This is a genomic window from Halomonas sp. THAF5a, from assembly GCF_009363755.1.
Lineage (GTDB): Bacteria > Pseudomonadota > Gammaproteobacteria > Pseudomonadales > Halomonadaceae > Halomonas.
This window is the reverse complement of sequence record NZ_CP045417.1, coordinates 1,242,321-1,263,360: the sequence shown is the minus strand read 5'-3', so window position 1 is coordinate 1,263,360 and position 21,040 is coordinate 1,242,321. Positions and strand designations below refer to the sequence as shown.

General features: G+C 68.2%; 17 protein-coding genes. 10 read left to right on the top strand and 7 right to left on the bottom strand.

Annotated features, from left to right (window positions below; translation table 11 throughout):
• Nucleotides 1-23: 23 nt before the first annotated feature.
• Together FIU83_RS05655 and FIU83_RS05650 are read right to left on the bottom strand one after the other, a co-directional pair.
• Complete coding sequence (locus FIU83_RS05655) at nucleotides 24-1,688, bottom strand: GMC family oxidoreductase (protein ID WP_152483147.1); 1,665 nt, start codon at nucleotides 1,686-1,688, stop codon at nucleotides 24-26.
• A gap of 108 nt (nucleotides 1,689-1,796) precedes the next feature.
• On the bottom strand, nucleotides 1,797-3,308 hold the full coding sequence (locus tag FIU83_RS05650) for a CoA-acylating methylmalonate-semialdehyde dehydrogenase (RefSeq protein WP_152483146.1): 1,512 nt from the start codon (nucleotides 3,306-3,308) through the stop codon (nucleotides 1,797-1,799).
• Between the two features lie 174 nt (nucleotides 3,309-3,482).
• Between FIU83_RS05650 and FIU83_RS05645 the strand changes: the two genes are divergently transcribed.
• The 8 genes from FIU83_RS05645 to FIU83_RS05610 all read left to right on the top strand — a co-directional run bounded on the left by FIU83_RS05645 (nucleotide 3,483) and on the right by FIU83_RS05610 (nucleotide 12,367).
• The gene (locus FIU83_RS05645; RefSeq protein ID WP_152483145.1) at nucleotides 3,483-4,388 is read left to right on the top strand and encodes a LysR family transcriptional regulator; all 906 of its coding nucleotides are present in this window, start codon (nucleotides 3,483-3,485) and stop codon (nucleotides 4,386-4,388) included.
• Between the two features lie 142 nt (nucleotides 4,389-4,530).
• A complete protein-coding gene (locus tag FIU83_RS05640; RefSeq protein WP_253939549.1) occupies nucleotides 4,531-5,325 on the top strand; it encodes a FadR/GntR family transcriptional regulator in 795 nt (264 codons plus the stop codon).
• 101 nt (nucleotides 5,326-5,426) lie between these two features.
• Nucleotides 5,427-6,575: a galactonate dehydratase gene (dgoD, locus tag FIU83_RS05635; protein WP_152483144.1), complete on the top strand. Its 1,149-nt coding sequence runs from the start codon at nucleotides 5,427-5,429 to the stop codon at nucleotides 6,573-6,575.
• Between the two features lie 86 nt (nucleotides 6,576-6,661).
• Nucleotides 6,662-7,456 carry an SDR family NAD(P)-dependent oxidoreductase gene (locus FIU83_RS05630; RefSeq protein ID WP_152483143.1) on the top strand — a complete coding sequence of 265 codons (795 nt, stop codon included), beginning with the start codon at nucleotides 6,662-6,664 and terminating at the stop codon, nucleotides 7,454-7,456.
• Nucleotides 7,456-8,472 (top strand): 2-dehydro-3-deoxygalactonokinase, encoded by a 1,017-nt coding sequence (locus FIU83_RS05625; protein ID WP_152483142.1) that lies wholly within the window; start codon nucleotides 7,456-7,458, stop codon nucleotides 8,470-8,472. The genes FIU83_RS05630 and FIU83_RS05625 overlap by 1 nt, the downstream gene beginning before the upstream one ends.
• Nucleotides 8,473-8,523: 51 nt before the next feature.
• Nucleotides 8,524-9,138, top strand: a complete 615-nt coding sequence (locus FIU83_RS05620) for a 2-dehydro-3-deoxy-6-phosphogalactonate aldolase (RefSeq protein ID WP_152483141.1) — start codon at nucleotides 8,524-8,526, stop codon at nucleotides 9,136-9,138.
• Between the two features lie 49 nt (nucleotides 9,139-9,187).
• The gene (locus FIU83_RS05615; protein WP_152483140.1) at nucleotides 9,188-10,117 is read left to right on the top strand and encodes an SMP-30/gluconolactonase/LRE family protein; all 930 of its coding nucleotides are present in this window, start codon (nucleotides 9,188-9,190) and stop codon (nucleotides 10,115-10,117) included.
• A 42-nt stretch (nucleotides 10,118-10,159) separates the two neighbouring features.
• Complete coding sequence (locus FIU83_RS05610) at nucleotides 10,160-12,367, top strand: alpha-galactosidase (RefSeq protein ID WP_152483139.1); 2,208 nt, start codon at nucleotides 10,160-10,162, stop codon at nucleotides 12,365-12,367.
• Between the two features lie 72 nt (nucleotides 12,368-12,439).
• On the opposite strand, the gene FIU83_RS05605 is transcribed toward FIU83_RS05610, so the two are convergent.
• Together FIU83_RS05605 and FIU83_RS05600 are read right to left on the bottom strand one after the other, a co-directional pair.
• Nucleotides 12,440-13,936: an amidase gene (locus FIU83_RS05605; protein WP_172976032.1), complete on the bottom strand. Its 1,497-nt coding sequence runs from the start codon at nucleotides 13,934-13,936 to the stop codon at nucleotides 12,440-12,442.
• A gap of 81 nt (nucleotides 13,937-14,017) precedes the next feature.
• Entirely contained in the window at nucleotides 14,018-14,782 is a 765-nt protein-coding gene (locus FIU83_RS05600) for a 5-oxoprolinase subunit PxpA (protein WP_152485260.1), read from the bottom strand.
• A gap of 113 nt (nucleotides 14,783-14,895) precedes the next feature.
• Between FIU83_RS05600 and FIU83_RS05595 the strand changes: the two genes are divergently transcribed.
• Nucleotides 14,896-15,798: a LysR family transcriptional regulator gene (locus FIU83_RS05595; protein WP_152483138.1), complete on the top strand. Its 903-nt coding sequence runs from the start codon at nucleotides 14,896-14,898 to the stop codon at nucleotides 15,796-15,798.
• Between the two features lie 104 nt (nucleotides 15,799-15,902).
• Here FIU83_RS05595 and FIU83_RS05590 read toward each other — a convergent pair whose 3' ends face one another.
• Nucleotides 15,903-17,495, bottom strand: coding sequence for a solute:sodium symporter family transporter (locus FIU83_RS05590; protein WP_152483137.1), 1,593 nt, complete (start codon nucleotides 17,493-17,495; stop codon nucleotides 15,903-15,905).
• A gap of 309 nt (nucleotides 17,496-17,804) precedes the next feature.
• Nucleotides 17,805-18,527 carry an SDR family oxidoreductase gene (locus FIU83_RS05585; protein WP_152483136.1) on the bottom strand — a complete coding sequence of 241 codons (723 nt, stop codon included), beginning with the start codon at nucleotides 18,525-18,527 and terminating at the stop codon, nucleotides 17,805-17,807.
• A 122-nt stretch (nucleotides 18,528-18,649) separates the two neighbouring features.
• Here FIU83_RS05585 and FIU83_RS05580 point away from each other — a divergent pair, with 122 nt between their 5' ends.
• A complete protein-coding gene (locus FIU83_RS05580; protein WP_152483135.1) occupies nucleotides 18,650-19,576 on the top strand; it encodes a LysR family transcriptional regulator in 927 nt (308 codons plus the stop codon).
• A 61-nt stretch (nucleotides 19,577-19,637) separates the two neighbouring features.
• Here FIU83_RS05580 and FIU83_RS05575 read toward each other — a convergent pair whose 3' ends face one another.
• Nucleotides 19,638-21,026 (bottom strand): MFS transporter, encoded by a 1,389-nt coding sequence (locus tag FIU83_RS05575; protein ID WP_152483134.1) that lies wholly within the window; start codon nucleotides 21,024-21,026, stop codon nucleotides 19,638-19,640.
• Nucleotides 21,027-21,040 lie beyond the last annotated feature (14 nt).

The window sequence follows — 21,040 nt, the reverse complement described above, 5'->3', positions numbered from 1 at the left end:
GTTCTCCCAAGTTCCTGCAGAATTTATTGTGATGTCAGGATCCAGCCCGCGGCTTTCTCGGCGATCATCAGGGTCGGCGAGTTGGTATTGCCGCTGGTGATGGTCGGCATGATGCTGGCATCCACCACGCGCAGGCCCGTCACCCCCCTGACGCGAAGATGGGAATCCACCACCGCCATGGGATCGTCGTCGCGTCCCATCTTGGCGGTGCCGACCGGATGGAAGATGGTGGTGCCGATATCGCCGGCCAGCCGTGCCAGGTCGTCATCGCTCTGGTACTGCACCCCCGGCTTGACCTCCTCGGGCTCGTACTTGGCGAAGGCCGGCTGGGCGGCGATGTGGCGCGTGACCCGCAGCGAGTCGGCGGCGACCTGGCGATCCTCCGGCGTGCTCAGGTAATTGGGGGAGATCGCCGGCGCCTGGCGAGGGTCGCGGCTCTTGATGCGCACCGTGCCCCGGCTGGTGGGGTTGAGGTTGCAGACACTCGCGGTGATGGCCGGGAAGTCATGCAGCGGCTGGCCGAAGGCCTCGAGGCTCAGCGGCTGGACGTGATACTCGAGGTTGGGGTGCGTGTACGCCTCGGAGCTGCGAGTGAAGACACACAGCTGGGACGGCGCCATGCTCATCGGCCCGGAGCGCTTCAGGGCGTACTCGAGGCCGATCTTCGCCTTGCCGAACAGCGTGTTGGCCATGGTATTGAGGGTCTTGGCGCCCTTGACCTTGTAGACCGAGCGGATCTGCAGGTGGTCCTGCAGGTTCTCGCCCACGCCGGGCAGGTCGGCCACCACGGGGATCTCGTGCTCGGCAAGCAGCGCCTGCGGACCGACGCCCGAGAGCTGCAGCAGCTGCGGCGAGCCGATGGCACCGGCGGATAGCACCACCTCGCGACTCGCCGTCGCAACGACCTTCTCCCCCGCACGCTCGGCCGTGACCCCACAACAGCGGGGCTTGCCGCCCTCGTCTGATGCAAAGTCGAGCCCCATCACCTGGGTGGAGTGCCAGACGGTCAGGTTGCCGCGCTGCTCGACGCCCCGCAGGAAGGCCTTGGAGGTGTTCCAGCGCCAGCCCGAGCGCTGGTTGACCTCGAAATAGTCCACGCCCTCGTTATCGCCGCGATTGAAGTCACGAGTGCGCGGGATGCCAGCCTCCACGGCCGCGGTGGCGAAATCATCCAGCACCTGCCATTTCAGGCGCTGCTTCTCGATGCGCCACTCGCCGCCATGGCCATGGAAGTCACGGTGGGCGGCGTCGGCATCGCCCCCTTCATCCAGGCGGTGATGATCCTCATGCTTCATGAAGTCGGGCAGGCAGTTCTCCCAGCGCCAGGCGTCATCACCGGTCAGCTCGGCCCAGCCGTCATAGTCGCGGGCCTGGCCGCGCAGATAGAGCATGCCGTTGATGCTGGAACAGCCGCCGAGGGTCTTGCCCCGCGGATAGATCAGCGAGCGACCGTTCAAGCCGGGATCGGGCTCGGTGCGGAAACGCCAGTCGGTCCGGGGGTTGTTGATGCAGTACAGATAACCCACCGGAATGTGGATCCAGTGATAGTTATCGCGACCACCGGCCTCGATCAGCAGCACCCGGTTAGTTGGGTCAGCACTGAGACGGTTGGCAAGCAGGCAACCGGCAGTGCCGGCGCCCACCACGATGTAGTCGAAGGCATGGGTGTTGTTGGAATGATCAGCCATGGCGTGCTCTCGCTGGGCATGCCGGCCAGCCCGCCAGGAAGGTGGCGGGCGTCGATCTAGGGAGTCCCCCGATCGGCCGGCATACGGGTCGGTCAGTGTAGGAAGGCGTTATTTGGCCGTCGGCATGGCGAACTCGGCGCCCGCGTCGATGGAATCCGACCAGCGCTGCATGATCGACTTCTGCTTGGTATAGAAGCGCACCCCCTCCTCGCCGTAGGCATGGGTGTCGCCGAACATCGAGCGCTTCCAGCCGCCGAAGCCGTGCCAGGCCATGGGCACCGGGATCGGCACGTTGATGCCGACCATGCCGACCTGGATGCGCCGACCGAACTCGCGGGCCACGTTGCCGCTCTCGGTGAAGCAGCTGACGCCGTTGCCGAACTCGTGATCGTTGATCAGCTGGATGGCGGTGGCGACATCCGGCACGCGCACGCAGGCCAGCACCGGCCCGAAGATCTCCTCCTGGTAGATGGTCATCTCCGGGGTGACATGGTCGAACAGGGTGCCGCCCATCCAGAAGCCGTCGGCGCAGCCCTCGCCGGTGGTGGCCGGGTCGAAGTCGCGGCCATCGACGACCATCTCGGCGCCCTCGGCCACGCCCTTCTCGATGTAGCCATTGATGCGCTGATGCGCCTGGGCGGTAACGATGGGCCCCATCTCGGCATCGAGCTCCAGGCCATTCTTGACCTTCAGGTCGCGGGCGCGCTCGGCCAGCCGCGGCACGATCTTGTCGGCCACGTCACCGACCAGCACCGCCACGCTGATCGCCATGCAGCGCTCACCGGCGCTGCCGTAGGCCGCACCGATCAGGGCATCGACGGCCTTGTCGAGGTTGGCATCGGGCATCACCACCATGTGGTTCTTGGCGCCCCCCAGCGCCTGGATGCGCTTGCCCTGGCGGGCGCCCCGCTCATAGATCAAGTTGGCGATCGGGGTGGAGCCGACGAAGGAGAGCGCCTTGACGTCGGGGTGGTCGATCAGCGCCTCCACCGAGTCCTTGTCGCCCTGCACCACGTTGAAGACACCGTCCGGCAGCCCGGCCTGCTTGAGCAGGTCGGCGATCATCAGCGAGGCGCTGGGATCCAAGGGGCTTGGCTTGAGCACGAAGCTGTTGCCGGCGGCGATCGCCAGCGGGAACATCCACATCGGCACCATCACCGGGAAGTTGAACGGGGTGATGCCGGCGACCACGCCCAGCGGCTGGCGGGTCGTCCAGTTGTCGATCCCGGTGCTGACCTGCTCGGTGTAGTCGCCCTTGAGCAGCTGCGGGATGCCGCAGGCAAACTCGACGATATCGATGCCGCGCGCCACCTCGCCCTGGGCATCGGTGAACACCTTGCCGTGCTCACGGGTGATCGCCTCGGCCAGCTCGTCCTTGTGAGCGTTCAGCAGCTCGAGGAACTTGAACATCACCCGCGCCCGGCGAATCGCCGGGGTGTCGGCCCAGGCCGGGAAGGCGGCCTGGGCGGCGGCCACGGCGCTGTCCACGTCCGCCTGGGACGCCAGCGCGACCCGGCCGGTCACCTGGCCGGTGGCCGGGTTGGTGACGTCCTGATAGCGGTCGGCTCCGCCATTGGTCTTATGGCCATTGATATAATGCTCGATGCGCTCGCTGGTCATGTCTGCCTCTCTTCTTATGTTGCACTGCACACTGGATTGCCCATTCTGCGGGGCCTGGTAGCCCCCCAAACTAGCGAAAGGCGGCAGGGAATCAATTGAGAAAGCCAAAAGCGGGATATAAGCTTTACAAATATCTTCTGCGCATCACCGCGACTGTTACCCGGGAGCAAGTCCATGCATGACCTGAAGGCCCTGCGCGCCTTCGTGGCCGTGGCCCACGAGGGCAGCGTGTCCCGCGCCGCCGAGGCGCTGCACCTGACCCAGCCCGCCGTCAGCCTCAAGCTCAAGCAGCTGCAGGAGACCCTTGGCCTCACGCTCTTCCAGCGCCACGCCCAGGGCCTCGCACTGACCGCCGACGGTCACGCCCTGCTGCCGTCCGCCGAGACGGCCCTCGCCGCCTTGCAGGCCTTCGACGTCAGTGCGGCGTCGATGCATGACACCCTGCGCGGACGCCTGCGCATCGGCACCATCGTCGACCCGGAGTTCATTCGCCTGGGCGCCCTGCTGCACCAGCTGGTGCAGCGGATGTCTCAGGTGGAGACCGAGCTGCATCACGGCACCAGCGGCTATGTGCTCGAGTCGCTGCTGCGCCGCGAGCTGGATGTCGGGTTCTATCTCGAATCCCCCGGCCAGATGCCGGCGACCGGTGAAGGGGCACCGGCGGTGGAGATGATGGAACTGACGCGGTTCGCCTACCACGTCATCGCCCCGGCCGGCTGGTCCTCGCGCCTGGCGCGAACCGACTGGCCCCACCTCGCGACCCTGCCCTGGGTCGTCACCCCGCCGCGCTCGGTCCACCACCGCCTGCTGAGCGAGCAGCTCGCGCCCCACGGCCTCACGCCGTATCGCGTGGCCCAGGTCGATCAGGAGCCGTGCATGATCGACCTGGTGCGGGCCGGCGTCGGCCTGGCCCTGGCCCGAGATGCCACGGCCTTGCAGGAGCGCCAGGAGCGCGGCCTGGTGATCGCCGAGGGCATCCGCCTGCCCTGTGCGCTGAGCTTCGTCTGGCTCGAGGAGCGACGCGACGAGCCGGTCATCGCCGCCGTGCGACACGTGATGGCCGATATCTGGTCGCCCTGAGCGCCGTTCTGGTCGAATGAACCACCCGGGCCGGCGTCGCCCCCTCCTCTCCCCCTCGAAGACACGACTAATGTCTAACCAGCGGACGTTGCTCATAATGTCAGACATTTAGTACATTAACGTCAGACTTTTGGAGACCCTCGTGCCTGAATCGCCTCAGCTCTCTCTGCTTCCGCAACCCTCCAGTGACGGGGGCGCCAGCGCCCTGGCCAACGTACTGGCCCACGCCATCCTGTCCGGGCAGTGGGCCAGCGGCGAGACCTTTCCCCGCGAGCTGGACCTCTGCACGCACTTCTCGGCCAGCCGCAACCGGGTGCGCAACGCCCTGGCCGCGCTGAGCGGCTGTGGGCTGATCGAGCGGACCGCCGGCCGCGGCACCGTGGTGCGCGACATCGTCGACTGGCACCTGCTCGACCCGCAGATGAGCGAGTGGATGGCGGGCCTCGCCTCGCCCCATCCGCAGCTGGTGCGCGAGGTCTTCGCCTTTCGCCTGTCCGCCGAACCCTTCGTCAGCGAGCTGGCCGCGCTGTCGGCCACCGCCCGGGACCTGGCCCGCATCGAGGCCGCATTCGACGGCATGTGCGCAAGCGCCGCCGACCCGGCGCGCCGCGAGGAGCACGCCGAGCACGACGTCGCCTTCCATGACGCCATCTATCGCGCCAGCCACAACCTGGTCTGGCGCCAGATGGGTCTGCTGCTGCGCCCCTCGATCGTGGCCCTGATCCAGCACTCCCATCATCAGGCCGACTCGCTGGACGACAGCCTGGCGCGCCACCGCCGGGTGCTCGAGGCCATTCGCCTGCGCCAGCCGGAAGCCGCCCGCGAAGCCACCGAGCAGGTGCTGGCGCGCACCGCCGCCGACCTCGGGGTCGACAACGGCGGCCGCCAGCCCAGGCGCCCGGCGGTATCGAACGACGCCCTCGCCCCGGACGACTGAGCCCTGGACGACTGAGCCCCGATCGCCTGAGCCCCCGGCCGGCTGAGCCACCCCGGCGGCCCTGCGCATTGATTGTTTCTTCTCCACACAGGATGCATCGCATGAAAATCACCCGACTCAAGACCTGGCAGGTCCCGCCGCGCTGGCTGTTCCTGAAGATCGAGACCGACGAGGGCTGCTACGGCTGGGGCGAGCCGGTGGTCGAGGGGCGGGCCGCCACCGTCGAGGCCGCCGTCCATGAGCTCTCCGACTACCTGGTGGGCCAGGACCCGCGAAACATCGAGCACCTGTGGAACGTCATGTACCGCGCCGGCTTCTACCGCGGCGGGCCGATCCTGATGTCGGCCATCGCCGGCATCGACCAGGCGCTGTGGGACCTCAAGGGCCGCGACCTCGGCGTGCCCGTGCATCAGCTGCTGGGCGGCCCGGTGCGCGACAGGATGCGCATGTACGCCTGGACCGGCGGCGATCGTCCCGCCGATGTCGGCGCCGGCGCCCGCGCCCTGGTCGAGCAGGGCTTCACCGCCTTCAAGATGAACGGCACCCCGGAGATGCAGATCGTCGACTCCCACAAGAAGATCGACGACGCCGTGGCCCGGGTCGCCGAGGCCCGCGAGGCGGTGGGGCCGGACGTGGGCATCGGCATCGACTTCCACGGCCGGGTGCACCGCCCGATGGCCAAGGCGCTGATGCGCGAGCTCGAGCCCCTCCACCCGATGTTCATCGAGGAACCGGTGGCGCCCGAGCACCTGCCGGCCCTCAAGCACATCGCCGAGGGCATCGCCACGCCGATCGCCACCGGCGAGCGCCTGCACACCCGCTTCCAGTTCCGCGACCTCCTGGCCGACGGCATGGTCGACGTCATCCAGCCGGACCTCTCCCACTGTGGCGGCATCAGCGAGGGCTGGAAGATCGCGACCCTGGCCTCCGCCCACGACGTGGCGCTGGCCCCGCACTGCCCGCTGGGACCGCTGACGCTCGCCGCCTCGCTGCAGCTGGACGCCGTCTGCCACAACGCCTTCATCCAGGAACAGAGCATGGGCATCCACTACAACAAGGACAACGACGTACTCGACTACCTCACCGACAAGTCGGCGCTCGCGATCAAGGACGGCTTCTGCGCCATCCCGCAGGGCCCAGGGCTCGGCGTCGAGATCGATGAGGCCTTCGTCGAGGAGCGCGCCAAGGTCGGCCACCGCTGGCGCAACCCGGTGTGGCAGCACGAGGACGGCTCGGTCGCCGAGTGGTAACCGGTCGCGAAGCCAAGCGCCGACGCCCCCATTCATGCATCAAGGCGCCGTCCCGGCGGCGTCTCCCCCTTCACGTTGGAGTCACCATGTCCGCTCCCAGCCCTTCTTCCGTCACGCCAGCCTTCGCCGACTTCCGCTACCCGGACCTCGACGGCGCCAGCGTCTTCATCACCGGCGGCGGCTCCGGCATCGGCGCCGCCCTGACCGAGGGCTTCCTGGCCCAGGGCGCCAGGGTGGCCTTCGTCGGCCTGTCCGACGCCACCACCTTCTGCGACGCGATGGAGGCGAAGTACGCCAACCGTCCGCTGTTCATCCCCTGCGATATTCAGGACGTGCCGGCCCTTCAGGCCGCCATCGCCCAGGCTCGCGAGGCCCACGGCCCGATCGGCGTGCTGGTCAACAACGCCGCCCGCGACACCCGCCACACGCTCGAGGAGTGGACGGTGGAGCAGTGGGACGAGTCGATCGCCACCAACCTGCGCCCGCAGTTCTTCACCGCCCAGGCGGTGGCCGCCGACATGCGCCGCCTCGGCGGAGGCGCCATCATCAACCTCTCCTCCAACAGCTACCTGCTCGGCCTCGACGGCTACCCGACGTATGTCACCGCCAAGGCCGGCATCATGGGCCTGACCAAGGCGCTGGCCCGCGAGCTGGGACCGGACGCCATCCGCGTCAACTGCCTGATTCCGGGCTGGGTGATGACCGAGCGCCAGCGCGAGCTGTGGGTCAACGACCGAGACCTCAAGGAGTGCCTCGACCAGCAGTGCCTCAAGGAGGCGATCCCGGCCGAGGACATGATCAATCCCTGCCTGTTCCTGGCCTCCACCGCCTCGCGGATGATGACTGGCCAGCCGATGGTGGTCGATGGAGGCCGGGTCTGATGGGGAGCTCCGTCGCCTCCCGCCCCGCCTGGATCGCGGTGGACTGGGGCTCCAGCAACCTGCGCGCCTGGGCGCTCGACGGCGCTGACCGCGTGATCGGCGAGGCCAACAGCGCTCGCGGCATGCTGGATCTGACCCCGGACGCGTTCGAGGGCGCCCTGCTCGAGGCGATCGGCGACTGGCTGCCGGCGGCCGAACCGGCCACCGAGGTGCTGATCTGCGGCATGGCCGGCGCCCGCCAGGGCTGGGTGGAGGCCGCCTACCTGCCGCTGGAGACGCCGCCTAGCGAGGTACTGTCGCGCCTCGCCACCCGCCTGACGCCGGTGCCCACCCGCGATGCGCGCCTCGACGTGCAGATCCTGCCGGGGCTCTGCCAGCGTCCGGGCAGCGGCTCGGCGACGGCCGGCTTCGACGTGATGCGCGGCGAGGAGACGCAGCTGGCCGGCCTGTTGGCCCGGCAGCCGGGCTTCGAGGGCGCCGTCTGCCTGCCCGGCACCCACGCCAAGTGGGCGCGCCTCGAGGCGGGCCGCCTGCTCGACTTCGGCACCTACATGAGCGGCGAGCTCTACAAGCTGCTGCGCCAGGACTCGGTGCTGCGCCACTCGCTTGCCGCCGCCGAGTCTGCCGAAGACCTGGCCGATGAGGCCCAACAGGCGGCCTTCCTCGCGGGCATCGACACCGCCGTGGCCGCCCCCGCGCGGCTGAGCGCCGAGCTGTTCGGCATCCGCGCCCGCGACCTGCTGGATGCCTCGCTGCCCGCGGGCGAGGCGCGCGGCGCCGTGCTCGGCGCGCGGCTATCGGGCCTGGTGCTCGGCCTGGAGCTTGCCGGCGCCACCTCGCGGCTGCCTGCCGGCGGCCGGGTGGTGCTGATCGGCGCCGAGGCGCTGTGCCAACGCTATCGCCTCGCCCTCGAGCATCTCGGCTTCGCGGTCGGCACGCAGGCCAATGCGGACATGATCCTGGCCGGGCTGGGGCGCATCCATCACGCCTCCCGCTCGCCCTCCCCCACCCCCTGAGACGCGGCCGCCGTCAGGTGGCGGCCGCCCCCGAACCTGCAAGGAGCCATCATGAGTCTGCCCCTGGTTGCCATCCTGCGCGGCGTCACGCCCGCCGAGATCCTGGCCATCGCCGAGGAGATCATCGCCGCCGGCATCACCCGCATCGAGGTGCCCCTCAATTCGCCGGACCCGCTGGCGAGCATCGCGGCGCTGGCACGGCACTGCGCCGAGCACCACGGCGACCGGATCCTGGTCGGGGCCGGCACCGTGCTGACGCCCGAGCAGGTGCGCGACGTGCATGCCGCAGGCGGCCGCCTGATCGTCTCCCCCAACACCAACGCGGCCGTCATCCGCGAGACCCGTCGCCTGGACATGATCTCGATGCCGGCGATCGTCACGCCCACCGAGGCCTTCGCGGCGCTCGAGGCCGGCGCCTCCGGCCTCAAGCTGTTCCCGGCCTCCCAGGTCGGCATCGCCAACATGAAGGCGATGATGGCCGTGCTGCCCCGGGGCACCGAGCTCTATGCCGTCGGCGGCATCGGCGTCGACAACTTCGCCGAGTGGCGAGGCGCCGGCGTGCATGGGGCGGGGCTCGGCACCGCCCTCTACACCCCGGGGCTGAGTGCCGCCGAGGTCGGCGAGCGGGCTCGGGCCCTGGTCGCCGCCTGGCAGGCCGCGGATTGAAGGGCCCGCTCGGGGCTCGAACATGAGCGTCACGAACAAGGAGCATCCGATGAGCGAGGTCTCTCAAGCGCCCTCCCCCTGCCTCGGCCAGGCCGAGGTGCGAGTCCCCACCCGCTGTGAGCTGGGAGAGGGACCGGGCTGGGACGCCGAACGCGGCGAACTGCGCTGGCTCGACATCCTGGCCGGCGAGCTGCACCGCGCCGCCCCCGATGGCGGCCACCACCGGGGCATGCCGCTCGGCCGGCGCACCTCCTACGCGGCCGTGACCACGGACGGCGACTACCTGCTGGTCGCCGAGGGCCAGCTGTCGCGCCTCGACCCGCAGAGCGGCGAGCACCGCGCCTTCCTGCCCTTCGAGGCCGACAACCCCGTCACCCGCAGCAACGACGCCCGGGTCGATACCCACGGCAGCCTGTGGCTCTCCAGCATGGGCCGTCGGGCCGAGGCCGGCGCCGGCAGCCTCTATCGCCTCCATCGCGGCGAGCTCACCTGCCTGCGCCGGGGAGTCACCATCCCCAATGCGCTGTGCTTCTCGCCGGACGGTCGATACGCCTACTTCAGCGACACCGCCACCGGCCGGGTGATGCGCTGGGCGCTGGACGACCAGGGCTTCCCCGCGCGCGGCGAAGATGGCGCGTTCAACGAGCCCGAGCCCTGGGCCGACCTGCGCCAGTCCGGCGGCGGACCAGACGGCGCCGTGATGGATGCCGAGGGCTGCATGTGGATCGCCCTGTGGGGCGCCGGCCGGGTGGCCAGGCTCGCCCCGGACGGGCGCGAGATCGCCCATGTGGCGCTGGCCGCGCGCCAGCCCTCCTGCCCGGTCTTCGGCGGCCCCGACCTCACGACCCTCTACATCACCACCGCCCGGGAGGGCATGGCCGACCCGAAGTCCCACGACGGCGCCCTGTTCGCCCTCGAGCTTGCCGAGGTCTTGCCCGGTGGCCGCGGCGCCGGGGAACCCGCGCTGCGCCTTGCCTGACCCCGGCACGACCGTGCTCCCTTGTCCGACAGAGACCACCGCATGACTCGCACCGCTTCGCCCCAAGCCCCGCACAGCCAATACCTGCCGGATGAACGCTGGCTGACCCTGACCGCCGCCGGCCTCCAGCTGCAGCTGGACCTCGACCAGGGCCTGCCGCGCCTGGCGCACCTCGGCCGCCCGCTGGCGGTGGATCCCGCCACCCAGCGTCGCCTCGGCGCTGGCGCCACCCCCCAGGCGAGCCTCGACCGGCTGGCGCCCAACACCCTGTTCAACGATGCCGGGCGCGGCTTCCCGGGCCAGCCGGCCCTCAGCGGCGACCGCGACGGCCAGGACTGGCTCACCGACCTGCGCGTCGTCGATGTCGCCTGCCACGAGGACGACGGCGGCGCCCATGCCCGGCTGACCCTGCGAGACGCGCCGAGCCAGCTGGCGGTCGACCTCTCGGTGGAGCTCGGCGCCGAGGGCGTGCTGCGCCTGCAGACCACCCTCCACAACCCGGCGAAGACACCCTACCGGCTCGACTGGCTGGCCGCCGCCTGCCTGCCGCTGCCGGTGCGCTTCGAGGAGTGCCTGACCTTCGGTGGGCGCTGGGTGCAGGAATTCACCGAGGCCCGCCACGTGATCGGCGAGGGCACCCTGGCCCTGGAGAACCGCCGCGGTCGCGGCTCGCACCAGCGCGTGCCGTCCATCGTCGTCGGCACGCCCGGCTTCAGCGAGCAGCGCGGCGAGGTGATCAGCGCGCACCTGGCCTGGAGCGGCAACCATCGGGTGCTGGTCGAGCGCCAGTTCGACGGCAGCACTCAGCTGCAGTTGGGGGCCCTGCTGCTGCCCGGCGAGCGCACCCTGGCCGCGGGCGAGTCGATCACCACGCCCGAGGTGGTGCTGGCCTGGTCCGACAGCGGCCTCAACGGCGCCAGCCAGCGCCAGCATGCCGCCCTGCGCGCCCGCCTCGACTGGCCCCAGGCCGACAAGCCGCGCCCGGTGCACGTCAACACCTGGGAGGCGCTCTACTTCGACCACGACGCCGCCCGGCTCGAGGAGCTGGTACAGGCCGCCGGCGAGGTCGGCGCCGAACGCTTCGTGTTGGATGACGGCTGGTTCGTCGGCCGCGACGGCGAGCGCGCCGCCCTCGGCGACTGGTACCTCGATCCGGGCAAGTACCCCCAGGGGCTCGGCCCGCTGATCGAGTCGGTGCACGCCCGGGGCATGGAGTTCGGCCTGTGGGTCGAACCCGAGATGGTCAACCCCGACAGCGAGCTCTATCGCCGCCATCCGGAGTGGATCCTCGGCCTGCCCGAGCGCGAGCAGCCGCTGGGGCGCTACCAGTGCGTGCTGGACCTGACCCGCCCCGAGGTCGGCGACTACCTGTTCGAGCGCCTCGATGCGCTGCTCACCGAGTACCCGATCCGCTACCTCAAGTGGGACATGAACCGCGACCTGACCCATGCCGCCAGCCTGGCCGGCGAGCACGCCGGTCGCCCGGCGCCCCACGCCCAGGTCGAGGCGCTCTATGCCCTGCTGGCACGGCTGCGCGCCGCCCACCCGGCGGTGGAGATCGAGAGCTGCGCCTCGGGCGGGGCCCGCACCGACCACGGCATCCTGCGCCATACCCACCGGGTCTGGACCTCGGACTGCAACGACCCCCATGAGCGCGTGCATATCCAGCGCGGCGCCGGGCGCTTCCTGCCGCCGGAGCTGCTCGGCGCCCACATCGGCCCCGAACACGCCCATACGACCTCGCGGCGCACCAGCCTGGCCTTCCGCGCCAGCACCGCCCTGTTCGGCCACCTGGGCCTGGAGCTGGACGTCAGCCGGCTCGACGCCACCGAGCGCGCCGAGCTCCGGGGCTGGATCGAGCGCTACAAGGCGCTGCGCGGCCTCCTGCACGGCGGCATCGGCTGGCGGCTGGATTGCCTCGACCCACACCAGCACGCCCATGGCGTGGTCGCCCCCGACGGCGGCGAGGCGCTCTTCAACGTCAGCCAGCTTTCCATGCCGCGCCACGCCCTGCCGGCGCCGCAGCCGCTGGCAGGCCTCGACCCCGTTCGGCGCTACCGGGTCGAGCTGCTCGAGCTGCCCGAGCACCCGGAGCGGCGCATGAAGGCGCTGCCGGCGTGGGTCGAGGCCCAGTTCGACCGGGGTGAAGTGCTGGAAGCCAGTGGAGAGCAGCTGATGACGCTGGGCCTGGCACTGCCGGTGCTCGACCCCGACCAGGCCCTGCTGCTGCACCTGCGCGCCTGCGACTGAAAACGCGATGGCGCCCCGGCCCGAGGGCCGGGGCGCCATCATGTCAGGCGGCCAAGTTTCAGACGCGCCCGCTCAGGCCTCCTTGTAGCTCGGTACCCTGCGGTAGTGCGTGGCCTGCTCGAAGGCATATCCCAGCCGGAACAGCTCCGGTTCATGGTAGGGCAGCACCACCAGCTCCATGCCGACCGGCAGCCCTTCCTCGCTGAAGCCCGCCGGTAGGCAGATCGACGGCATCCAGGTCTGCGAGGCGATAAGCGTGTTGGTCGGGAAACTGAGCACCTCATGCTGGCCTTCCCGGATCGCCTGCTTGCTCGGGGGAAGGACCTGGGTACAGGGGAATACCAGTCCATCGAGCCGATGCTGGGCGACAAGGCCGACGACCAGTCGCTGGAACGCGTCCCGGGCGGCCAGCTTCTTGAAGTACTCCGGGTCGTCCTCGGGATGTTCGGGGCCCTCGAAGATCGCCTCCAGGAGGTCGAGGCAGGGATCGTAGAGCTTCTTCTCCCTGATCTCTTCCAGGCTCTTGATCGGCATGTTGTCCCGCGAGGCCAGGAAGCGGTTGATATCGTACCGGGAGTGCGACAGGTACAGGGAGGTCTCGAGGATGTGCTCCATCAGGTCGGGGATCTCGACATCGACGAGCTCGGCGCCGGCCTCCCGGGCGGCGTTCAGGGCCTCTGTCATGACCCGATTGACCGGGGCCGCGGCGGGGTCGTCATCGGCGCCAAAGGCGTTACGGACGACGCCCAGACGGGTTCCCCGAAGGGTGGCACCCTCGGTGGCCTCGACGTAGCTGCCCTTGTGTCCGGCAATAAGGGCGGCCGTGGTGTATTCGTCCTTGGGGTCATACCCCACCATGGCGTCCAGCAGCAGCGCGGCATCCGTCACCGTGCGCGCCATCGGTCCGGCCGTGTCCTGGAACACCACCAGCGGCGACATGCCGTCACGGCTGATCAGGCCCGGGGTGACCCGCACCCCCACCAGGTTGCAGAAGCTGGCCGGCAGGCGGATGGAGCCGCCGGTATCCTCGCCCACGCCGACCAGTGCCAGATTTGCGGCCACCGCGGCGGCGGTGCCGCTGCTCGAGCCGCCGGGATCATGGGCCAGCACATAGGGATTCCTGGTTTCCCCGAGCCTGGAGCAGAAGCCGAACCAGGAGGTGGCAAAATCCGGCAGCGCCGTCTTGGCCAGGATGATGGCGCCGGCGGCCTTGAGCTTCTTGATGACGGTGGCATCGTCCCGGGGCTGGTAGCCGTCCTGGGCGATCGAGCCGAAGGTCGTCATCATGTCCTTGGTTTCCGCCTGATCCTTGACCACCACCGGTACACCGTGCAGCGGACCGCTCAGCGCGCCGCTGGCGGCGAATTCCGCATCCAGCCGATCGGCCTCCTCCAGCGCACGCGGGTTGACGGTGATGATCGCGTTGAGGCCGGGGCCCGCCTTGTCGATGGCCTCGACCCGCGCCAGGTAGGCCTCGGTGAGACCGCGTACGCTCAGCTTTCCCGACCGCAACAGCGCCTGCATGTCGTCGATCGTCAATTCCTCGATGGCGAAGTCCTGAGGGATCATGGATTTGCTCCGTCTTGTTGGTGACATCGTCTTGTTGGTGATTGTTGGTGAGTTCTTTCTAACGAGAAGCGAGCACCACGCTCAGGCCTCATAGGCCTTCACGTCGATGCCGGCCTCATCCAGGGCAGCGCGCACGGCCTTCGCCAGGTCCAGCGCGCCCGGCGTATCGCTGTGAATGCAGACCGACTGGAAGCTGACGTTCACTTGCCGGCCGGTGGTGGTGTCCACCACCCCCTCCCGGCAGGCACGCAGGACCTTGCGTGCCACCTGTGCCGGGTCGAGCCGAGCCACCCGGCGCACGAAGACGATGCCCCCCTGGTCGTCATACTCCCGGTCGGCATAGAACTCGTGCACTCGAGTCAGGCCCCGCTCGGCGGCGGCCCGATCCAGGGCCGTGCCGGCCAGGCAGTAGATCGGCAGGCCCGGCGCGACGCGCGCAAGGGCGGCACAGAGCGCCTGAGCAAAAGCCTCGTCGCGCGCGCCATGCATGAACAGCGCCCCATGCAGCTTGAGGTGGTGCAGGGCGAGGCCTTCGCGGGTCGCCAGCTCGCGCAGGGCACCCAGTTGATACAGCACGTCGTTGACGAGCTCGTCCGGCGAGGCATCGATATGGCGACGTCCGAAGCCAATGAGATCGTTGAAGCCAGGGTGCACGCCCACCGCGATGCCATGACGGGCCGCGTCCCGCAGGGTGGTCACCATGGTGGTGGGATCGCCGGCATGAAAGCCGGCGGCGATGTTGGCGGTACTGATCAGCGGGAGCAGCGAGGCATCGACCCCGTCCCCGATGGTCCAGGCGCCCACGCCTTCGCCCATGTCCGCATTGAGATCGATCGTTGAGGTCATCATCACGCTCCAGGCAATTCGTGCCGCCCAGTATTGGTCGCCACGGAGCGCTTTTGGAAATATTAATTTTTGCTCTACAGTTTCAAAAAATCCGAACACAAGACGCGTCACTCATGTCCCGAGATCCTTCCCTGCGCAAGCTGCGCTACTTCCTCGCCGTGGCCGACAGCGGCCGGGTCACCCAGGCCGCAGTGGACCTGAACGTCTCCCAGTCCTCGATCACCACCGGGGTCAGGGAGCTGGAGGAACAGCTGGGGGTGTCGCTGTTTCAGCGCACGGCACAGGGCATGCGGCTGACGCAGGAGGGCGTTCGCTTCCAGCAGCAGGTGATCCACATCTTTCAGGCGGTCGACGAGGCCTTCGACAACCTGCAGGATCATCAGCCCCAACTGGAGGGCGACCTGAATCTGGCGGTCAGCTATACCGTGGCCGGCTATTTCCTGCCCTCGCTGGTGGCCAGATTCCAGCGCCGCTATCCCTGGGTGCAGCTGCGCCTGTTCGAGGCATCTCGCCCCGAGATCGAGCAGGGACTGCTCTCTGGCCGCTTCGACCTGGCCATCGCGCTGATCTCGAACCTTGACGGGGCCGCCCCGATCGAGCGCCAGTCGCTGACGCATTCGCCGCGCCGGCTGTGGGTCTGTAGCCACCACCCGCTGCTGTCACGGGACACCGTCAGCCTGCGCGATCTGGCCCACCATCCCTACATCATGCTGACGGTAGACGAGGCCGATCAGACCGCCATCGGCTACTGGCAGCAGGCCGGGCTCGAGCCTAACACCCTCTTTCAGACCTCGTCGGTGGAGGCGGTGCGCAGCCTGGTGGCCAACGGCACCGGCATCAGCATTCTCTCGGACATGGTCTATCGCCCCTGGTCGCTGGAGGGCCGGCGCATCGAGCATATCGATCTTGCTGACCCCATCCCCACCATGGACGTCGGCCTCGCCTGGGCACAGCATCGCCCCCTTGAGGCCTCGGCCAAGGCCTTCTGTGATCAGGCGCTGAGCTTTGCATCTTGATCGCCCCAGACATCGTCGGATGAGACAGGGCATAGCGCCCCACAGAAAAAACGCCCGAGCCAAGGGCTCGGGCGTTTGTCGTGACCGGGTCTCCCCGCCGCGCCTCAGATGAAGGCGATGTAGATCGTCAGCACCAGCACGATCAGGAACGCGCCGGCGTACCTGGCGCCTGCCCAGGGGGTCATGTCGATGGCCTTGACGTCTTCCTGCACCCAGGGCTCGCTGCGCGGGGCATACTTGCCGAAGGCCAGCATCATCGCGATCAGTGCCACCAGCACGATGGTGATGAAGTGGAACTCGTGCAGGCCATTCAGCAGGCCGTTGAAGAACGGCACGAAGGAGAACACGCCGATCACCGCGCAGCCGAGCACCAGCGCCAGGCTGGCCGCCTTGGCGGGCACGTGGCGGCTCAGCAGGCCGACCAGCACCACCGCGAACAGCGGGATGTAGTAGATCGAGCTGACCTTCTGCAGGTAGACGAACAGGCTCTCCTGGCCGCTGAGCAGCGGGGCGATGATCATGGCGGCGGCGGCCATGATCCAGCCGGCCCACTTGGAGACCCGGACCACCTGCTCGTCGCTGGCATCGGGGTTGAGGCGCGCCTTGTAGATATCGAGGCTGAACAGGGTGGTGGTGGAATTCAGCGCCGAGTTGAAGGACGACAGGATGGCCCCGACCATGGCCGCGGCGAAGAAGCCGGTCAGCGGTGCCGGCAGCACGTCGAACACCAGGCGACCGTAGGCGGCATCGGCCTTGATGCCCTCGTCGGCATACAGGTAGAAGGCGATGATGCCGGGGACCACCAGGTACAGGGGGCCGAGCAGCTTCAAGAAGCCGGTCAGCATCACGCCCTTCTGGCCCTCGGCCAGGGTCTTGGCGGCGAAGGTGCGCTGGATGATCTGCTGGTTGGTGCACCAGTAGAACATGTTGAGCACCAGCACCCCGGTGAACAGGGTCGAGAAGGGCACCGACTGGTCCTCGTCACCCAGCGAGCGCAGCTTCTCCGGATGCGCCGCCTGCAGTTCCTGCCAGCCGGCCAGCACCCCCTGGCCACCGCTTACCGCATCCAGGCCGAAGTAGACGATCAGCAGCCCGCCGACCAGCAGTCCGACGCCGTTCAGGGTGTCGGAAATCGCGATCGAGCGCAGGCCGCCGAACAGCGCATAGATGGAGCCCCCCAGCCCCACCGCGACGACGGTACCGACCAGCAGCACCTGGGTGGACTCGATGCCGGTGAGGGTCTTGAGATCCAGCAGGCCCATCAGGCCCAGGCCGCCGGAGTAGAGGATGCTCGGCAGCAGGATCACCGCATAGGCCAGCATGAAGATGATGTTGGCGATCAGCTGGGTGGTGCGATCGAAGCGCAGCGCCAGCAGCTCCGGGATGGTGGTGATGCCGCTCTTCAGGAAGCGTGGCAGGAAGAACAGCGCCGCCGCGACCAGCGCCACCACGGCGATGACCTCCCAGGCCATCACCGAGAGCCCGTCGGTGAAGGCGGCGCCGTTGAGCCCCACCATCTGCTCGGTGGAGAGGTTGGTCATCAGCAGCGAGCCGGCGATGACCGGAAAGGTCAGGCTGCGCCCCGCCAGGAAGAAGCCGGCGGAGTGCTGGTGGTCGTCGTGGCGAGTCATTCGCCAGGTGATGAAGGCCACCAGCCCGGTGAAGAAGACGAAGGAGATCAGTGTCAGCGCATTCATGGGGTGTCCTTGTCAGTGGACGCGGGCGTGGTCTCGATAAACATCGCGTCAGTCTATCGAGCCAAATAGCAGACACCATTAACCATTTGTCTAACAAAACAATATATTTGTTCGACAAATAGGGGACATTTCCTCGACGCCTTGTTGGGGCACCGGCAGCGACACGGAATTATCTAAATAATTGATTTATAATATAAAGCCCCCTGTTAAGGAAATCGGCGCCGACTCCCGATGGAGCCGACGCCGATGCCCCCTCACCTGCCCTGCCTGGAGGGAAGCAGGTCGAGCCTCACGCACGAGGCGACCGGCTCACGCCGGCTGGCGCGTGGCCGCAATGGTGATATCGCGGATATTGACGTGCTGTGGCTGCTGATACATGTAGACGGCCGCTGCGGCGACATCCTCGGCGGCCAGCACGCCTCCCATGGCGTGTTTCCACGCTTCGTAGCCGGCCTTGATCTCTTCGCTGGTGGTGTGGCTCACCAGCTCGGTGTCCACCGCACCGGGATGAATGGCCATCACGCGTACGCTGCTGTCGGCCACTTCCTCCCGCAGGTTCTCGGTAATGGAGCTGACCGCAAACTTGCTGCCCACGTAGGCAGCGTGATTCGGGAAGCTCTTCTTTCCTGCAATGGAGCTGATGTTCAGAATCGTGCCCTGGCCGCGGGATGTCATATCGGCCAGAACCGCGTGAATGCCGTTCAACAGCCCCATCACATTGACATCGAACATGCGCTGCCACTCGGCGGGGTCCTGCGTGTCCAACTGACCGAGCAACATGACACCCGCGTTGTTCACCAGCATATCCACCGGACCATAGAGCGCCTCGGCTTCCCGGATGGCACCCCGAAACGCTTCCGCATCGGTGACGTCGACCTGGCGGCACAGCGCGTTGGGCAACGCCAGGGCTTCGATCCGCTCGAGGCGGCGAGCCAGCAGCAGCAGTGGATGGCCAAGCGCTGAAAGCTGTTGGGCGATGGCGGCGCCAATGCCCGATGAGGCACCTGTCACCACGACGAGCGGTTTGGTCATGATACGTCTCCCATGAAGCTGGCCTGCCGCGATGGCAGGCGTGAATCATCAACAGGGGCGCATGATGAGCAATGCCGTTATGATGAAAAACACCCCCATTCTGAAAAGACTGTTCACTTTTTATGAACGACATATCGCTTCGCTGGGTACGTGCCTTCCTGCTGGTCGCGGAGCACGGCAGCTTCACCGCGGCGGCGCAGGCCTCCGGCCACTCCAAGGCCAACCTGAGCCAGCAGGTCACGGCACTTGAGCAGGCGCTGGCCGTACAGCTGCTGCACCGCACCACCCGAAGCCTTCGCCTTACGCGCATCGGCGAGGGATATGCCGAGCGGTGTCAGCTGGCGTTTCGCCAACTGGAATCGGCGAGCGAGTGGGCCATGCAATCGACCCGTGAGCTGAGCGGACGGATTCGCATGAACTCCGTCGGAGGACTCATCGGTGAAGAGCTGGTGGCCCCACTGGTGTTCCGCTTCCAGCAGCGCCACCCGGGGGTGGAGATCGAGCTGGACTTCTCCAGCCTGCGTGAGGATCTCATGGACAGCCCCTACGACCTGGTGGTGAGGATGGGAGAGCTGGCCGACTCCAGCCTCGTGGCCCGCCGGCTGCATCGCGTCACGACCCGCTATGTCGCAAGCCCCGCGTTCCTGGCCCGGCACGCCCCCATCCAGGTCCCCGACGACCTGCGCGCCCTGCCACTGATCTACGGCAGCGTGGATCACTGGCTCTTGGCGCGAGGCAGCGAGCAGCGGCTCATCCAGGCCAGTCGCGGCTACAGGATCATCAGCGGAAGGGCCATGCGCCAGGCGGCGCTATCCGGCCTGGGGGTCACTCGATTGGTCGACGCCTATGTCCAGGCAGACATTGCCCGCGGGACGCTCGTCGAGGTGCTTCCGGACTGGGCCGAACCCACGCCCTTGTCGATGGTTTGCCCCCCTCACCGCTTCCAGCTGCAGCGTGTCCGGGGGCTGATGGACTGGCTCAAGACGCACTTTGCCGGTGCTTATGAAAAGGCCCTGGTACAAGGTCTGCCGGTGGGCCCCATGGCCTGAACCTGGCCTTCGTGTCGCTCCCCTCGACGGTACGAGCAGCCGCCCTCTCCGAGAGGAGCGATCAGGACATCTCGGAGGACCGGGCCGGCCGCGGTTCTTCCCTCTCTGCGCCCTCCCCACGCTGGTCCGGTGCCTCCCCAGGGCGCTCGTGAGCCGGCTCGTCGTCGGGCTCCTCGTCCTGGGTGGCGTAAACGTCCTCGATGGCCGCTACCCCCACCGAGGAGGTCTGGGACGGAACCACGACATAGTGGGAAGGCGCGACCGAGCCACGCTTGGCAAAATACCGCACGCAGCCCAGGCCGAAGAGACCAAAGATCAGCTGCACGGCCGCCAGCCACCAGAAGAAGCCCGCGGCGCCGACCTGGCTCATCACGGCCCCCACGGCCAGCGGGCCGATCACCGAGCCCACGCCGAGCAACAGCACCAGGGAGCTGCTGGCGCCGAGCATCTCCGAGGGCTCCAGGCAGTCGTTGGTATGCGCCAGGTTCAAGGAGTGCAGCGCAAAGGAGAGACCACCGAAGAGTCCCACACTCGCCAGCATCCCCGGCGTTGCCCAGCCGGTGGCCCGGTACGCCAGCATCGAGGCGCCGGCGGCCGCAAAGGTCACTCCGAGAATGACCCAGCGTCGATCCATGCGGTCGGAGAGACGCCCCAGGGGCCACTGCAGCAGGGCGCCGCCGCAGATCACGGCCCCCATGAACAGGGCGATGCGGGCGACGGACAGGCCGGCATCGTGGGCATAGACCGCGCCCATCCCCATGATCGTGCCGTTGATCAGTCCCGCCACGAAGACGCCTCCGGCACCGAACGGCGAGATACGACACAGCCGGCTCACGGACATGCGCGACGCGAGGGTGACGTCCGGGGCCGGCGTGGCGCTGAGCAACAGCGGTACCACCGCGACGGAAATCAAGATCGACGACAGGATGAAGAGATCGGCCTTCGAGGGATCGGCCACGTTCAGCAGCAGCTGCCCACCACCCTGCCCCAGGTACATGACGACCATGTAGACCGCCAGCAGGCGCCCGCGCGTGAGGTTGGTCGCCCGATTATTCAGCCAGCTCTCCGAGACGACATAGATGCCGGCGAAGCACAGGCCGGTGAGGAAACGCATCAGCCCCCAGGCCACGGGCATAACGAACAGCTCCTGCACGAGAATGGCCACCGATGCCATGGCCGCCAGGGCAGCAAACACGCGAATATAGCCCACCCGTCGCAGGGCACGGGCGGACCATACCGAGCCGAGCAGAAAGCCCGCGAAGAAGGCCGCCATGATCAGGCCGATCACGCCGCTGCCGAACGCTTCCTGGGAGGCCCGCACCCCCAGCAGGCTGCCCTGCAGCCCATTGCCCAGCATCAGCAGGGCCAGGCCAACGAACAGGGGGGCGGACGCCATCACCGACGTGGAGAAGGACTCGGTGACGGTCGCGCGGTCCGGGGTCGCGCTCATGGCAGTGCCTCCTG

Excerpts from the sequence above, each read along its gene's own strand:
- FIU83_RS05620 (WP_152483141.1), top strand. The coding sequence starts at position 8,524 with ATGAGTCTGCCCCTGGTTGCCATCCTGCGCGGCGTCACGCCCGCCGAG.
- FIU83_RS05645 (WP_152483145.1), top strand. The coding sequence starts at position 3,483 with ATGCATGACCTGAAGGCCCTGCGCGCCTTCGTGGCCGTGGCCCACGAG.
- FIU83_RS05590 (WP_152483137.1), bottom strand. The coding sequence starts at position 17,495 with ATGAATGCGCTGACACTGATCTCCTTCGTCTTCTTCACCGGGCTGGTG.
- FIU83_RS05655 (WP_152483147.1), bottom strand. The coding sequence starts at position 1,688 with ATGGCTGATCATTCCAACAACACCCATGCCTTCGACTACATCGTGGTG.
- FIU83_RS05575 (WP_152483134.1), bottom strand. The coding sequence starts at position 21,026 with ATGAGCGCGACCCCGGACCGCGCGACCGTCACCGAGTCCTTCTCCACG.
- FIU83_RS05625 (WP_152483142.1), top strand. The coding sequence starts at position 7,456 with ATGGGGAGCTCCGTCGCCTCCCGCCCCGCCTGGATCGCGGTGGACTGG.
- dgoD (WP_152483144.1), top strand. The coding sequence starts at position 5,427 with ATGAAAATCACCCGACTCAAGACCTGGCAGGTCCCGCCGCGCTGGCTG.
- FIU83_RS05585 (WP_152483136.1), bottom strand. The coding sequence starts at position 18,527 with ATGACCAAACCGCTCGTCGTGGTGACAGGTGCCTCATCGGGCATTGGC.
- FIU83_RS05605 (WP_172976032.1), bottom strand. The coding sequence starts at position 13,936 with ATGATCCCTCAGGACTTCGCCATCGAGGAATTGACGATCGACGACATG.
- FIU83_RS05630 (WP_152483143.1), top strand. The coding sequence starts at position 6,662 with ATGTCCGCTCCCAGCCCTTCTTCCGTCACGCCAGCCTTCGCCGACTTC.
- FIU83_RS05600 (WP_152485260.1), bottom strand. The coding sequence starts at position 14,782 with ATGACCTCAACGATCGATCTCAATGCGGACATGGGCGAAGGCGTGGGC.
- FIU83_RS05610 (WP_152483139.1), top strand. The coding sequence starts at position 10,160 with ATGACTCGCACCGCTTCGCCCCAAGCCCCGCACAGCCAATACCTGCCG.
- FIU83_RS05595 (WP_152483138.1), top strand. The coding sequence starts at position 14,896 with ATGTCCCGAGATCCTTCCCTGCGCAAGCTGCGCTACTTCCTCGCCGTG.
- FIU83_RS05650 (WP_152483146.1), bottom strand. The coding sequence starts at position 3,308 with ATGACCAGCGAGCGCATCGAGCATTATATCAATGGCCATAAGACCAAT.
- FIU83_RS05580 (WP_152483135.1), top strand. The coding sequence starts at position 18,650 with ATGAACGACATATCGCTTCGCTGGGTACGTGCCTTCCTGCTGGTCGCG.
- FIU83_RS05615 (WP_152483140.1), top strand. The coding sequence starts at position 9,188 with ATGAGCGAGGTCTCTCAAGCGCCCTCCCCCTGCCTCGGCCAGGCCGAG.